Consider the following 14,511-nt stretch of genomic DNA (forward strand, 5'->3'; position numbering starts at 1 on the left):
CGCCCGGACCCGGCGGAAGAACCTAACCCAGCGCGGACTTCACGGCGTCGGCCAACCGTCCCGCCACCGACCGCGCCTGCTCGATGTCCGCGGCCTCCACCATCACCCGTACCAGCGGCTCGGTCCCCGAGGGGCGAAGCAGCACGCGCCCGGTCTCCCCCAGCTCCCGCTCCGCCTCCGCGACCGCCGCCGCCAGGTCCCCGGAGGTCTTCACCCGGGACTTGTCGACGTCGGGCACGTTGATCAGCACCTGCGGCAGCCGCTCCATCACGCCTGCCAGCTCCCGCAGCGACCGCCCGGTCTGCGCGACCCGGGCCGCCAGCAGCAGTCCGGTCAGCGTGCCGTCGCCGGTCGTCGCGTGGTCAAGGATGATGACGTGCCCGGACTGCTCGCCGCCGAGGGCGTACCCGTGCTCCTTCATCTCCTCCAGGACGTACCGGTCGCCGACCGCGGTCTGCACGAGGTGCACCCCCTCCCGCTCCAGCGCCAGCTTGAAGCCGAGGTTGGACATGACGGTGGCGACGACGGTGTCGGCGCGCAGCGCGCCCCGCTCCCGCATGGCCAGCGCCAGCACCGCCAGGATCTGGTCGCCGTCGACCTCCTCGCCGGTGTGGTCGACGGCCAGGCACCGGTCCGCGTCGCCGTCGTGGGCGACACCGAACGCGGCCCCGTGTTCGAGCACCGCGGCCTTCAGCTTGCCGAGGTGGGTGGAGCCGCAACCGTCGTTGATGTTGAGCCCGTCCGGCTCCGCGCCGATCGTGACGATCTCCGCGCCGGCCCGGCGGAACGCCTCCGGCGAGACCCCCGCGGCCGCGCCGTGCGCCTCGTCCAGGACGATCCTGAGCCCGTCGAGCCGGTTCGGCAGGACCGACAGCAGATGGGCGACGTACTGCTCGGAGCCCTCGTCGTAGGACCGCACCCGGCCGACGCCCGAGCCGGTGGGCCGCTCCCAGGGCTCGCCGTGCCGGTGGGACTCGTAGACCGCCTCGATCCGGTCCTCCAGCTCGTCGGCGAGCTTGTGGCCGCCCCGGGCGAAGAACTTGATGCCGTTGTCGGGCATGGCGTTGTGGCTGGCGGAGAGCATGACACCGAGGTCCGCGCCGAGTGCGCCGGTCAGGTGGGCCACGGCGGGCGTCGGGAGGACACCCACCTTCAGCACGTCCACACCGGCGCTGGCCAGGCCCGCGACCACGGCAGCCTCCAGGAACTCCCCGGACGCGCGCGGGTCCCGTCCGACGACCGCCTTCGGCCGGTGGCCCTCGAAGGTGCCCGCCTCGGCCAGCACGTGCGCCGCCGCGACCGACAGCCCGAGCGCCATCTCGGCGGTCAGGTCCGCGTTGGCGACGCCGCGCACGCCGTCCGTGCCGAAGAGTCGTCCCACTTGTCCTCCTGAAGAAGCGTCCTTGCTGCCAGGAAATGATGGCAGGCGCTTAGTCATGCGATCACACCAGCCTTTGAGCGTCTTGTGTCGTTATACGCCCTTGACCGGGATAAACGAACGCCCCGGTGGCACATGTGGCGTGCCGCCGGGGCGTTCGGAGTACGCGTCGAGCCAGAACCCGGATCCCCAGGGTCCGGCTCGGACGTGCGTACGGGCAGGCAGCGAGCGATTAACGCTTGCTGTACTGCGGAGCCTTGCGGGCCTTCTTGAGACCGGCCTTCTTGCGCTCGACCGCACGGTCGTCGCGCTTGAGGAAGCCGGCCTTCTTGAGCGGGCCGCGGTTGTTGTCGACGTCGGCCTCGTTCAGCGCGCGGGCGACACCGAGACGGAGCGCACCGGCCTGACCGGAGACACCGCCACCGGCGATGCGGGCGACGACGTCGTAGCGGCCCTCGAGCTCCAGCACCTTGAAGGGCTCGTTGACTTCCTGCTGGTGCACCTTGTTGGGGAAGTAGTCCTCAAGGGTGCGACCGTTGATCTTCCACTTGCCGGTGCCCGGGACGATCCGGACGCGGGCGATGGCGTTCTTGCGACGGCCCAGGCCGGCGGCCGGCTGCGGGTCGCCGAAGCGGGAGGCGAGGGACTCGGAGGTGTACTCGCCCTCGACGGGGACGTCCGTCTCCGTGGTGTAGCTGTCGATGTCGATCTCTTCGAGCGGCTGCTCGGCAGTGGTCTCGGCCACGATGCTCCTCAGATTCTCTTCAGTCTTAGGGGGTGGCCGGACTTACTGCGCGACCTGGGTGATCTCGAACGGAACCGGCTGCTGCGCAGCGTGCGGGTGGTTCTCGCCTCGGTAGACCTTCAGCTTGGAGAGCATCTGACGGCCCAGGGTGTTCTTGGGGAGCATGCCCTTGACGGCCTTCTCGATGGCCTTCTCGGGGTTCTTGTCCAGCAGCTCGTCGTAGCGGACGGAGCGCAGACCACCCGGGTACCCGGAGTGGCGGTACGCCATCTTCTGGGTCCGCTTGTTGCCGGACAGGTGCACCTTGTCGGCGTTGACGATGATGACGAAGTCACCGGTGTCGACGTGAGGAGCGTAGATCGGCTTGTGCTTGCCCCGCAGAAGGGACGCGGCGGTGGTGGCGAGACGACCCAGGACGATGTCCTGAGCGTCGATGACGTGCCACTGGCGCGTCACATCGCCGGGCTTGGGGCTGTACGTACGCACGGTTCGTAGCCTTCGCTTCGAGTGAATGGTCCTGAACAGGTCACCGAAACGATCACGACAGCCTGAGCCACTGCGGCGACGCATACCGCGTACGTGGGATTGCTGGTCATCGGCCCGGTGGACCGGTGTAAGGGCCCGTCCCGTGAGAATGAGCAAGCCAATACACAACGAAGAGTCAGCGTACCGGGGCGCCCCCGGACGGGTCAAAACGAGCTCGCGCACACATCGGCGCCGCGTGGCGGCACCGGGATGCTCCACCGTGCACCAAAGGTCCACTATCACCCTTCGTACTGTCGCACCGGTACCCCTCGACCCCCGTCTAAGATGCGCCCCATGAGCTATGGGCAGGGGGGACCCCAGTCCCAGTGGGATCCCTGGAAACCGCAGTCACAGCAGCCCTGGAGCGGCGGCGCCGACCAGACTCCGGACTGGGCCGCGCTCGCCGAGGCCTCGGAGACGCGCAACAAACGGCGCAGAGTGCTGTTCATCGGCGGCGGCGTGGTCGCCACTCTGGCGATCGGCACCGCCGTCGCCATGGCCGTGGTGTCCGCCAACGGCGACAACAAGGCCTCCGGCACGCCCAGCAACCTGCCCGCGACCGCCTCGCTGCCGAGCGAGTCGGCGGCCTCCGCGCCGTCCTTCGCGCCGACCAGTGCGCCGCCGCCGCTGGATCCCGAGGACTTCATATCCAGCGCGAAGCAGGACACGGCGCCGCTCAGCGCCGAGACCCTCTTCCCGGGCACCCAGCTGACCATGGGCGAGACGGTCTACAAGAAGGGCGCCACGGCCGAGACCAAGAAGTGCGGCACGGCCGCCAAGGGCACCCTCCCGAACGTCCTCACCAAGAACGACTGCACTCAGCTGCTGCGCGTCACCTACTTCAAGGACGGCGTCGCGGTCACGGTCGGCGTGGCGGTCTTCGACACCGAGGCACAGGCGGCCAAGGCCAAGACCGAGGCCGACAAGAAGGGCTTCGTCACCGCGCTGGCCGGCTCCGGCGCCAAGACCTTCTGCGCCTCGGGCGTCTGCCGTACGACGACGAACTCCTACGGCCGGTACGCCTACTTCACCACCGCCGGATTCCTCAGCGGCAAGGACGTCACCACCAAGGACACCAAGGTCTTCCAGACCGGCGACGACCTGGCCGAGTTCACCTTCCGGCAGATCCGCAGGCGCGGCGAGGCCCAGGCCTCCGCCGCGGCCGACGCCGGCCAGTGATCTCGGACACGTCGTCCGGTCAGGTCCGCTCCCAGGTGGCCTGGAGCACGGGCTCCTGGGGCCCGCCGCGCGCTACCGTGCGCGGCGGGGTGGCCTCGGCGGTCCTGAAGACCCAGGTGCGGTAGGACCAGAAACGGAACAGCGTGGCGATGCCGATACCGAGGAACTTGCTGACGTTGTAGGAGAGCGTGCTCTGCCAGCCGAGCCCGTAGGTGGTCGCGTAGAGCACCCCGTTCTCGATGACCAGGCCGACCGCGCTGAAGAAGAGGAACAGGCCCAGCTCCTTCCGGCCGCCGCCGTCGTCCCGGTCCTGGTCCCGGTAGGCGAAGTAGCGCAGGCCCACGTAGTTGCCCAGTACGGCACAGGCTGTCGCGATCACGCTCGCGCGCACCGGCTGCCAGTGGACGGCGGCCCTGATCAGGTTGAAGGCCGCCAGGTTCACCACGAATCCGGTGAGCCCCACCAGACCGAACTTCGCCACCTCGCGGTACAGGCTCCCCCACCGCGAGGGGACCGCGTGCCGCCCGCTCACCGTCCCGTTCGGCTCTGCCGGTGGCGCAGCCGCAGCCGCAGCGGCATCACCGCGGACTCGATCTGGGTGGCGAGGTTCATCTTGGACTCGCCCTCGGTGCGCTCCTCGAAGCGGATCGGGATCTCCACGGCGCGGTGCCCGGACCGGACCGCCTTGAACTTCAGCTCGACCTGGAAGCTGTAGCCCGCGCTGTCCAGCGTCCGCAGGTCCACGTCGCGCAGGGTGTCCGCCGACCACAGGTTGAACCCGGCGGTGATGTCCCGGATCTCGGTGCCGAGCACGGTACGGGCGTACCGGTTGGCGAACCGGGAGAGCAGTACCCGGTGCCTGCCCCACTCCTCGTCCAGCGAGCCGCCGGTCACGTAGCGGCTGCCCACGACCAGGCCCGCCCCCTCGGTCACGGCCGCGTCGATCATCCGCACGATGGCCTCGGCGGGGTGGCTGCCGTCGGCGTCCATCTGGACGACGTAGGCGGCGCCCTCCGCCAGCGCCGCGGTCATGCCCGCGACGTAGGCGCGGCCGAGGCCGTCCTTCTCGGTCCGGTGCAGCACGCTCATGCGCGGCCGCCCGGCGGGCCGGTCGGCGTTGTACTTCTCGGCGAGCTCCTCGGCGATCCGCCCGGTGCCGTCCGGGCTGGAGTCGTCGACGATCTTCAGATGCAGCCCGTCGACCGGCAGGCCGAGGACCAGCTCCGCCATCCGGGGCAGGTTCGCCGCCTCGTTGTAGGTCGGCATCACCACGGTGACCGGTGTGCCGTGGCGTCTGTCGAGCTCCGTCATGGTGTTCTCTTTCCCTCCCCCGGGAGGCCCGCGGTGGGCCTCTCCGCAGCCGGCGCGGGTCTGCCCAGCGCCCGGAAATGCCAGCCCGCCGCGGTCCAGCGGTCCGCGTCGAGCACCCCCCGCCCGTCCACGACCAGTGGCCGGGCGACCAGCGTGGCGGCGTGCTCCGGGTCGATCTCCCGGAACTGCGGCCACTCCGTCAGATGCAGCACGAGGCCGGCGCCGCACAGCGCCTCCTCGGCCGACAGTGCGTAGCCGAGGAGCGGGAACGCCTTGCGGGCGTTGTCCAGCGCCTCGGGGTCGTAGACCGTGACGTCCGCGCCCTCCAGGCGCAGCCGGGCGGCCACGTTGAGCGCGGGCGAGTCCCGGATGTCGTCCGAGTCCGGCTTGAAGGCCGCGCCCAGCACCGCGATGCGGGCCCCGAGCACCGTGCCCCCGCAGAGCTCCCGGGCCAGTCCGACAACCTTGTCACGGCGGCGCATGTTGATCGCGTCCACCTCGCGCAGGAAGGCGAGCGAGACGCCGAGTTCGTCGGCGCGGTGCGCGAAGGCGCGGATGTCCTTGGGCAGGCAGCCGCCGCCGAACCCGACGCCCGCGCGCAGGAACTTCCGGCCGATCCGCTCGTCGTGCCCGATCGCCTCGGCGAGGACCCCGACGTCGCCGCCGGCCGCCTCACAGACCTCGGCCATCGCGTTGATGAAAGAGATCTTGGTGGCGAGGAAGGCGTTGGCGGCCGTCTTGACCAGCTCGGCGGTCGGGAAGTCGGCGACGACCAGCGGGGTGCCGAGAGCCAGGACGGGCTCGTACACCGCCCGCAGAATCGATTCAGCACGCTCCGACCGGACCCCGAACACCAGCCGGTCGGGCCGCAGGGTGTCCTCGACGGCGAACCCCTCCCGCAGGAACTCCGGGTTCCAGGCGACCTCGGCGTCGAAGGCCGCGGCCAGCCGCCCGGCCGTCCCGACCGGCACGGTCGACTTGCCGACGATCAGCGCCCCGGGCGCCGCGTGCCCGGCGATCGCCGCGAAAGCCGCGTCGACGTGGGTCAGGTCGGCGCCCTCGGAGCCGGGCCGCTGCGGGGTGCCGACGCACACGAAGTGCACCTCGCCGAAGGCCCCGGCCGCCGCGTGGTCGGTGGTGAACCGCAGCCGCCCGCTCGCGGTGTGCCTGGCGATCAGCCCGGACAGCCCCGGCTCGTGGAACGGCACCCGGCCCGCCCGCAGTGCGGCGACCTTGTCCGGGTCCACGTCGACACCGAGCACCTCGTGCCCGAGCTCCGCCATGCAGGCGGCGTGGGTGGCACCCAGGTAGCCGGTGCCTGTGACGGTGAGCCGCATCCGGCGGCCTCCTTCCTTCCTCCGGGCGAGCGGCTACTTGCGTTCCAGGACCTGGACGACGACATGGTTCAGCCGGACCGTGCGCGTGGCCTTGAACTCCTTGCCGAGCACCGCGGCCGTCTTCGCGTCCTTGCCGGTGAGCGGGGGACGTCCGTCCGCGACGGTGGAGACCAGCCACAACCGGTCGACGCCCTTCAGGCAGCGGGCCGGGCGGTCGCACTCGGTCGCGCCGTACGAGCCGTTCTGCTGCGGAGTCCACTCCATGAGCACGTCCTTCGGGGCCTGGCGGTCCCGCAGCTCGTACGCCATGGCCCTGCGCTCCGACAGCACCCCGTTGAAGACCATGCCGTCGCCGGACCGCTCGCCGGCCACGATCGTGTTCGCCGCGCCCCGGTAGTCCGGCTCGGCGGCCAGGTCCTTCTTGGCGTCGCCGACGGCGGGCCACGCCGCGAGCACGTACCCGGCCGCCGCGGCCGTGACCAGCACCCCGCTCAGCACCTTGATCCCGGTGCCCCGGCGGGCCTGCGGGTCGAGCCGCCCGGTGAGACGGGTGAGCGCGGCGGCGACCAGCAGCGTCCAGGCCGGGATGGTGAACAGCAGATACCGCGGCAGGAAGAGGTGCAGCTGGTTGGCGGTGACGAAGGTGAGGACCGGTGGCAGCACGGCCCAGGCGGCGAGCAGCACCGAGTACCGCCCGGCCGCCAGCAGACCGAGCACGCCGAGGGCCATCACCGTCCCGCCGGTGACCCACGACCCGAACAGGGTGCCGGGGAACTGGATCAGATCGTCGGCCGTGGTGACGTTCCAGGCGATCTGGCCGCTCTGCCCGGTGCCCTGCGCCACCATCGGGAACGTGATGGACAGACCCAGCAGGGCGGCGGCCGTGAAGGCGTAGTGCGCGATGCGGTCGCCCCGCCGCCGGGCCAGCCAGACCAGCCACAGGTGCCCGGCTAGCACCGACATCGCCACCAGGTGGCTGAAACCGGTGCCCGCGATCGCGAGGCCGTACAGCGTCCAGCCCAGCAGGCTCGGCTTGTCCAGCGCGCGCAGCAGCAGCAGCGTGGCCAGCAGCGCGAACATGGTCGCGAACGCGTAGGGCCGGGCCTCCTGCCCGTACCGGGTGATCGCCGGGACCACCGCGAACAGCAGCCCCGCCAGCAGCCCGGTGCGCACCGCGAACATCCGGCGCCCCAGCAGCCCGACCAGCCCGGCCGAGACCGCCATGGCGAGGGCCCCCGGCAGCCGCAGCATCGCCGGTGAGTCCCCGGCGACGGCGATCCACAGGTGCATGGCCGCGTAGTACGGCGTGAAGACCACGTCGATGTGGTCGATCAGCCGCCCGAGGTCGTACCAGGACAGCGTGGACGCCCACCAGGTGGCGTGCTCGTCCCGCCACAGCTGGCGCCCCCCGAGGCCCGGGAGCACACAGGCGGCGGCGACCAGCGAGGGCAGCAGCAGGACCAGCCACGCGGAGCCCCGCCCGGCGGCGTCGGCGGACCGGCGGCGCCCGGTCCGGGTGCCCTCCGCGGATTCCGGGACAGCCCTCTCGTCAACCGGTGGTGTGTACGCCGTCATCGCTTCACCCAGATCCGGTAGGGCTGCTGCCCGTGGTCCCCGCCGGCGGACGGAACCACTGCCACGAGCCGGTAGTCGTCGTTGCCGCGCAGCACGGCGGGCACGGAGGCGGTCCGCAGCGCGATGGCGTCGTAGCCCTTCTTCACCTCGGCGGCCAGGGCGGTCCCCCGCCCCGCCTGGTGCCACTGCCCCGGGTCGGTGCGGGCGTGCAGGTAGTACGCGGAGATCTCCGGATCGTCGGACAGATAGCTGCCCTTGTCGTCCACGACCCCGCGCAGGGCGCCGATCATGGCCGCCGAGTCCGGCGGCCGGTACAGGTCGCGGGTCTGCGCCATGCCGATGACCAGCGCGGCGACGTAGACCATGATGCCGATCTGCGGATACCGGAAGTGGGCCCCCATCATCCGGGAGATGCCCAGGCCCGCCATCGGCACCGCGAAGAGCAGACCGAATCCGATGTGGATGTGCAGCGAACTGCCGTTGCCCAGCCAGGCCTGGTAGAGGGGGGCGAGCAGGGCGGTGGCACACATCGTCAGCCCCAGTGCGGAACGCCGGACCGCGCCCGGCGCGGAGCCCTCCGCCCAGGGCATCTCACCCATCCGGGCACGGCGGGCGAAGCCCACGGCCCCGATGACCGCGACGAACAGCACCACCCCGCCCCACTTGGCGCTCTCCTCCAGCAGGTGCCGCCCGCTTTCGGTGGCGTGGGCGTTCCAGCCGCTCGGCATGCCGGCCACCTGGACGCCCAGGAAGCACAGGGCACCGGTGGCCGCCGCGAAGAGCCCGCCCCGGGCGAAGGCGCCGGCCCCCCGGAAGCGGTAGGCGGTCAGCACGGCGAGCAGGGTCAGCGTCGGCAGGTACAGCGCCGCCGAGTACGCGGCGAACGGGGCCAGCGCCGCGAAGGGCACCGCCACCAGCACCGCCGCGGGGTTCGACTGGCGGGTCCTGGCCAGCAGCCACAGGGCCGCGGCGAGCAGGAACAGCGACAGGGAGTGCAGGGAGGCGTACCGGCCGGTGAAGGCGGTCGACTCCAGCACGGAGTACACGGCGGCGGCCGCGAGCCCGGCCCGCACGTTGAACAGCAGCCGGGTCGCGCCGAACAGCAGCGCCGTCGCGCCGAGCGCCCAGGCCAGGCTCAGCGTCCGGGCCCCGGCGAGGCCCAGCCCGGCGATCGGACCCGACAGCCGGCCGTCGGCCGTGAGGAACTTCGCCTCCTGGGCGAAGGCGCTGCCGTCCAGCCGGTACGACAGCCCCACCTGCACCAGCAGGATCAGTACCAGGACACCCCGGCTGATCCAGGCCGACCGGCTGTTGTCGACCGACCACGCCGACACCGGGACCTCGGGCAGCACATATCCCGGATCGGGCTCGGGGTCGGGTTCCGGCTCGGACTCGAGGACCGTGTAGTGCGGGACGTAGTACTCGGCGTACTCGGCCCCGGAGTCCTCCTCCGGGTAGGGCGGCCGCGCGTACGGCTGACGCCCGCCGTGGACGTCCTGCTGCTGGCCCCCGTAACCCGGACCACCGTAGGCCTGGCTTCCGGGGTTCTGACCGCCGTAGGCCTGCTGCGGCACCTGTCCTTGATGCTGTTCGCCGTAGTGCGGCGGATACTGCTGCTGCCAGTCCTGTCCGCCCGGACCCGCCCGGCCGGCGCCGGAGGGATCCTGCTGCCGCGTGGTCATGACCGGGGAACCTCGAATCCGAACGCGTCGTCAGCGATCAGCCGCTTGAACTCGGCCAGGGCCAGCGGGCTGCTCTGGATGCGCCAGTCGGCCCGTTTGGGGATGTTGAACCACAGGAAGCCGATGACGTCGTCGTCCGCCTCGACGCCCCCGAGCAGCGCACGTACGTCGGCCCGCCGCCGCTCCCCGGGCTCCGAGGAGGTCTCACTGATGAGCACGGGCTTGTCGGTGAACTCGGAGACCTGGCGCCGGGTCGGGCCGTACAGCGTGTCGAAGGTGTGGGCGCCGGTCGCCGTCCAGTAGCCGACGATGCCGACCCAGTCGACGTAGGCGTCGCCGGGCCAGTACGGCTTCAGCTTCACCGACGGCACCGGGTTGACCACGTTCGGGCTCCACACCCAGATCACGTTGGTGGCGCCCACGTCCTCGAAGACGTCGTGGACGTGCCGCCACGCCTTCACGAAGGTCTCGGGCGTGGTGTCCTTGGTGCCCCACGGGTACCAGTGGCCGTTCATCTCGTGGCCGAAACTGATCGCGACGGGCACGTTCGTCTCGCGGACACTGGCCGCGTACTTCTTGATGTACGCGTCCTGCGAACCGTCGGCGATCTTGTCGAGGCCGGGCTTGTACGGCTCCCACGACACGTACAGCAGACCGCCGTCGCCGAAGACGTTCTGGGCGCCCTTCGCGTTGAAGCCGTCGCCCCACGACGAATAGGAGCCGACCAGGTTCGGTTTCTTGCCGACGGTCTTCGCGAAGGCGTCGACCGGCTCGACGGAGCTGGGCGCGCCGTTCAGGGCGACCCCGAAGTACTCCTTCCGCGGGTGCAGCAGGGGTGTCACGTCATAGCGCGGGCGGGCGCCGGCGGCCCCCGCGGAGGAGCTGCCGGCGGGTTCCCGGGCGGCCTCGGCGGCGGGGTCGTCGCTGCCGCCGAGCACACCGCAGCCGGCGGCACCCGCCAGGGACATCAACGCCACACACAGCGGGAGGAGGGTCTTGCGGATCACGCGGGCTCACCACCCATGTGGTGCTCCTTCGGCTGGATCAGCGCACGCGCGACGACGAGCGCGTAGAACAGCCCGGAGGACAGGACGAGGGCGAAGTCCGGCGGGTAGCCGGTGAACAGCCGGTACACGGCGGCGCCGACCCAGACCACGGCGGTGCCGCCGCTCCAGATCCACAGGCCCAGCCAGAACCGGCGGGTCTTGTTCTTCTTCGCGTTCTTGGAACCGGTCGGCTGCCAGCCCATCCGCTGCTTGCGCAGGATGTCCCAGATCGCGAAGACATGTGCCCAGCCGTACATCATGCGGGCCGACCAGGCCTCCAGCCGGTACGGCGACCGGTGCCACATCGGGAAGATCAGAGTCGTGTAGACGATGCTGGGCAGCACCCAGACCAGATGCCGGACCTGAAGCATCTCGGGGCTGGCCACCAGCAGCATGATGGGCACGAGGGGCGCGATGAAGGTGAACAGCGCCGTGTGGATGTAGTAGAAGAAGCCGGACAGATAACAGAGACGGCTGGAGAAACGTATCTTCGCGTCCCAGAACTTCTTGCTCGCAAGCAGTGACATGGAGCCCGAGCACCAGCGGTACTGCTGGTTGAAGAAGGCGCCGGCCGCGTCCGGGCACACGCCCGTGGAGAGCGCGACCGGCACGTACCTGAGGTCCCAGCCGAGCCCGCGCAGGTCGAACCCGGTGTGCACGTCCTCGGAGTGCTCGATCAGCGTCGTACCGCCGTTGGTGTCCAGCGCCGCCCGCCGGTAGATCGCGCACGAGCCGACGCAGATGGCCCCGTCGCTGTTCTGCCGTGACACCTGCACGGACCGGTAGAACAGCTCCTGCACCGCCCCGGCCCCGCGCTCGATCCAGTTCTGCGAGTCGAGGACCCGGAAGTACTGCGGGGACTGCACGATCCCGATGCGGTCGTCCGCCTCCAGGTACGGCAGCAGCTCCTCCAGGAGGTCGGAGCGCGGGGTGAAGTCGGCGTCCAGGATGAGGACGTACTTGCCGTCCGACTGCCCGAACCCGAAGTGCAGGTTGCCCGCCTTCTTGAACCAGCCACGGTTCTCCCGGGTGCCGTAGCGGAAGCCGAAGTCCCGGGCCATGGCCGCCAGTTCAGGGCTCGCGCCGTCGTCGAGGACGAAGGGTACGCACACCCCGGGGTACCGGTCGGCCAGCTGCCGCACATGGGTCCAGGTGTTGTGCAGCACCTCGATCGGCTCCCCGCACACCGGCAGGAAGACGTCGACGCTGGGGTAGTCCACGGGCCGCCACTCGCGCACCAGTTTCTGGTGGTACGCGAAGTCGAAGCCCCGGGTGAAGCCGTTCACCCGCAGCGAGATCAGGTAGTAGACGACCGTGAAGAACAGCGGTGGCGCGAAGATCCACATCAGTGGACTGGCCTTCGCCAGCGACACCTGACTGACCGTCAGGCATCCGAAGCTGACGATCGAGGCGATCGTCAGCACCCACAGCCGCCGTTTGACGTACGCATACTTCTCCGCATGCGAGGGCGGCGCGGGCAACAGCCCCATCGACGCCCGGTCGGCGCCACGCCTTCCTCCGTGCCGAGCGGACCGGCGCCCCCCGGCGCCGGCCGCTTCGGACATGCGGGCAGAGTCAATGGATGACATTCCCACCCTCCGGGCCTTAGGCCCGATACATCCCCACCCCAAAAAACCCCTTCGAACAAAGGGGTCAGATTCGTGAATATATCTAAGGAGTGTGAACGACGTAAGGGGTTTGTGGAGCCTTACGTCCGAAAGGTCCGCTTGTCATCCAATATTTCCTTGAAGGGCGCACTCATTTAACACGTTTCACAACCGGCAGTTCCGGGCAGGAACCGCCGGTTCCGCGCTTCCTTGTTCCGCGCCGCCAGCAGTTCGTCCGCCGGATAGCCGACCTCCTCCAGGGTCAGCCCGTGCGGTCGTACGACGTGGACGGCCGAGTCCCTGACCCCCGCGGCCAGTACCTTCCCCGGCCACTCCGGCCCGCGGTGGCCGTCCCCCACGAAGAGCAGCGCTCCGATCAGCGACCGCACCATGTTGTGGCAGAAGGCGTCGGCCCGCACGGTGGCCGTGATGATCCCCTCGCTGTCCCGCCGAAGGCTCAGCTCCTGGAGCGTCCGGATGGTGGTGGCCCCCTCCCTGCGCTTGCAGTAGGCGGCGAAGTCGTGCTCCCCCAGCAGCCGGCCGGCCGCCTCGTTCATGGCGTCGACGTCCAGCGGCCAGTCGTGCCACAGGACGTGGTTGCGCAGCAGCGGGTCCACTCCGCCCGGGTGGTCGGTGACCCGGTACGCGTACCGGCGCCAGACCGCGGAGAACCGGGCGTTGAAACCGCTGGGCGCCTCCGTGAGCGACCACACCCGTACGTCCTTGGACAGACGTCCGGCCAGCCGCTTGAGCAGCTTCTCCCGCTGCTCCGCCCACAGTTCTCCGGGCAGATCGACGTGCGCCACCTGGCCGCGGGCGTGCACCCCGGCATCGGTGCGCCCGGCGACGGTCAGCTCGTAGGTCGTCTCCCCCGACCGAGTCACGGTCCGCAGCGCGTCCTCGATCTCCCCCTGCACGGTCCGCTTCCCGCCGGCCTGCTTGGCCCACCCGTGGAACTGGGTTCCGTCGTAGGACAGGTCGAGGCGGACACGGACATGGCCGGGCTGAACTTCGTCACTCACGGAAGAATCCTCTCAGGAACACAGCAGCGGGCCCGCCCCCCGAAAGGAACGGGCCCACCAGTGCGCCCCAGAGGGGCGCGGGGAACTGCGCGACCAGCCGCAACGGACCGGCAGCCGAAGGACAGCCTTACGCCTCCTTCGACTCCTCGGTCTCGTCGGCCTTGGCGTCCTCGACGACCTCGGTCTCCTCGACCTTGGTCTCCTCGGCCTTGACCTCGGCGTCCTTGGCGGAACGCTTGGTGGCGGCCTCGGCCTCGCCCGTCGCCTGCTGCGCGACCGTCAGCGCCTCGACCAGCTCGATGACAGCCATGGGCGCGTTGTCGCCACGACGGTTACCGATCTTGGTGATACGGGTGTAGCCACCCGGACGGTTCTCGTACCGCGGGCCGATCTCGGTGAAGAGCGTGTGCACGATGCTCTTGTCCGTGATGACCTGGAGCACCTGGCGGCGGTTGTGAAGGTCGCCCTTCTTCGCCTTGGTGACCAGACGCTCGGCGTACGGCCGCAGACGGCGGGCCTTCGCCTCGGTGGTGGTGATACGGCCGTGCTCGAACAGCGACTTCGCGAGGTTCGCGAGGAGCAGCTTCTCGTGCGCGGCACTGCCGCCCAGACGGGCACCCTTGGTGGGCTTCGGCATGGTTCTTCTCCTGTGTGTCTGCCCCGGCCGTGTCAGGTACCGGGGTCAGGAACCCGGTGAGCGGATGCCCACCGGCATACGACCGATCAGTACTGCTCGGTCTCCACGAAACCCGCGTCCGCGTCGTCGTCGGCGCCGAAGGCGTCGGCAGCGGCCGTGGGGTCGAATCCGGGCGGGCTGTCCTTGAGGGCCAGGCCCATGCCGGCCAGCTTCGCCTTGACCTCGTCGATGGACTTCGCACCGAAGTTGCGGATGTCCAGGAGGTCGGCCTCGGAGCGGGCGACGAGCTCACCCACGGAGTGGATGCCCTCACGCTTGAGGCAGTTGTAGGAGCGGACCGTGAGCTCCAGCTCCTCGATCGGCAGCGCCAGGTCGGCGGCGAGGGCGGCGTCCGTGGGCGAGGGGCCCATGTCGATGCCCTCGGCGTCGATGTTCAGCTCGCGGGCGAGACCGAACAGCTCGACCAG

14 protein-coding genes are annotated in these 14,511 nt (G+C 70.3%); 1 reads left to right on the top strand and 13 read right to left on the bottom strand.

Annotation, left to right across the window (positions count from 1 at the left end; translation table 11 throughout):
- Positions 1-22: 22 nt before the first annotated feature.
- From glmM to rplM, 3 genes are all read right to left on the bottom strand, one after another.
- A complete protein-coding gene (gene glmM / locus ACZ4O3_RS30720; RefSeq protein ID WP_384989473.1) occupies positions 23-1,381 on the bottom strand; it encodes a phosphoglucosamine mutase in 1,359 nt (452 codons plus the stop codon).
- A gap of 229 nt (positions 1,382-1,610) precedes the next feature.
- Positions 1,611-2,123 carry a 30S ribosomal protein S9 gene (rpsI, locus tag ACZ4O3_RS30725; RefSeq protein ID WP_351318187.1) on the bottom strand — a complete coding sequence of 171 codons (513 nt, stop codon included), beginning with the start codon at positions 2,121-2,123 and terminating at the stop codon, positions 1,611-1,613.
- A gap of 42 nt (positions 2,124-2,165) precedes the next feature.
- Positions 2,166-2,609, bottom strand: coding sequence for a 50S ribosomal protein L13 (gene rplM, locus ACZ4O3_RS30730; protein ID WP_352223065.1), 444 nt, complete (start codon positions 2,607-2,609; stop codon positions 2,166-2,168).
- A 333-nt stretch (positions 2,610-2,942) separates the two neighbouring features.
- Here rplM and ACZ4O3_RS30735 point away from each other — a divergent pair, with 333 nt between their 5' ends.
- Positions 2,943-3,827, top strand: a complete 885-nt coding sequence (locus tag ACZ4O3_RS30735; protein ID WP_467725312.1) for a hypothetical protein — start codon at positions 2,943-2,945, stop codon at positions 3,825-3,827.
- A gap of 19 nt (positions 3,828-3,846) precedes the next feature.
- Here the strand turns inward: ACZ4O3_RS30735 and ACZ4O3_RS30740 are convergent, their stop codons facing one another.
- The 10 genes from ACZ4O3_RS30740 to ACZ4O3_RS30785 all read right to left on the bottom strand — a co-directional run.
- A complete protein-coding gene (locus ACZ4O3_RS30740) occupies positions 3,847-4,359 on the bottom strand; it encodes a GtrA family protein (RefSeq protein ID WP_362716523.1) in 513 nt (170 codons plus the stop codon).
- Positions 4,356-5,138 (bottom strand): polyprenol monophosphomannose synthase, encoded by a 783-nt coding sequence (locus ACZ4O3_RS30745; protein WP_467725314.1) that lies wholly within the window; start codon positions 5,136-5,138, stop codon positions 4,356-4,358. The genes ACZ4O3_RS30740 and ACZ4O3_RS30745 overlap by 4 nt, the downstream gene beginning before the upstream one ends.
- Positions 5,135-6,475, bottom strand: a complete 1,341-nt coding sequence (locus tag ACZ4O3_RS30750) for a UDP-glucose dehydrogenase family protein (protein WP_467725316.1) — start codon at positions 6,473-6,475, stop codon at positions 5,135-5,137. Before ACZ4O3_RS30750 ends, ACZ4O3_RS30745 begins: the two co-directional genes overlap by 4 nt.
- Before the next feature lie 33 nt (positions 6,476-6,508).
- A complete protein-coding gene (locus tag ACZ4O3_RS30755) occupies positions 6,509-8,050 on the bottom strand; it encodes a glycosyltransferase family 39 protein (RefSeq protein WP_467725317.1) in 1,542 nt (513 codons plus the stop codon).
- On the bottom strand, positions 8,047-9,732 hold the full coding sequence (locus ACZ4O3_RS30760) for a hypothetical protein (protein ID WP_467725319.1): 1,686 nt from the start codon (positions 9,730-9,732) through the stop codon (positions 8,047-8,049). Before ACZ4O3_RS30760 ends, ACZ4O3_RS30755 begins: the two co-directional genes overlap by 4 nt.
- The gene (locus ACZ4O3_RS30765) at positions 9,729-10,739 is read right to left on the bottom strand and encodes a glycoside hydrolase family 26 protein (RefSeq protein WP_362726687.1); all 1,011 of its coding nucleotides are present in this window, start codon (positions 10,737-10,739) and stop codon (positions 9,729-9,731) included. The genes ACZ4O3_RS30760 and ACZ4O3_RS30765 overlap by 4 nt, the downstream gene beginning before the upstream one ends.
- Positions 10,736-12,268: a glycosyltransferase family 2 protein gene (locus ACZ4O3_RS30770; RefSeq protein WP_467725321.1), complete on the bottom strand. Its 1,533-nt coding sequence runs from the start codon at positions 12,266-12,268 to the stop codon at positions 10,736-10,738. The genes ACZ4O3_RS30765 and ACZ4O3_RS30770 overlap by 4 nt, the downstream gene beginning before the upstream one ends.
- Positions 12,269-12,540: 272 nt before the next feature.
- Positions 12,541-13,407, bottom strand: a complete 867-nt coding sequence (truA, locus tag ACZ4O3_RS30775) for a tRNA pseudouridine(38-40) synthase TruA (RefSeq protein WP_362726681.1) — start codon at positions 13,405-13,407, stop codon at positions 12,541-12,543.
- A 127-nt stretch (positions 13,408-13,534) separates the two neighbouring features.
- Positions 13,535-14,044: a 50S ribosomal protein L17 gene (rplQ, locus tag ACZ4O3_RS30780; protein WP_362726679.1), complete on the bottom strand. Its 510-nt coding sequence runs from the start codon at positions 14,042-14,044 to the stop codon at positions 13,535-13,537.
- A gap of 86 nt (positions 14,045-14,130) precedes the next feature.
- On the bottom strand, positions 14,131-14,511 hold a 381-nt coding region (locus ACZ4O3_RS30785; RefSeq protein ID WP_358955986.1), incomplete at its 5' end, for a DNA-directed RNA polymerase subunit alpha C-terminal domain-containing protein.

This window comes from Streptomyces sp. NPDC026515, assembly GCF_055567595.1.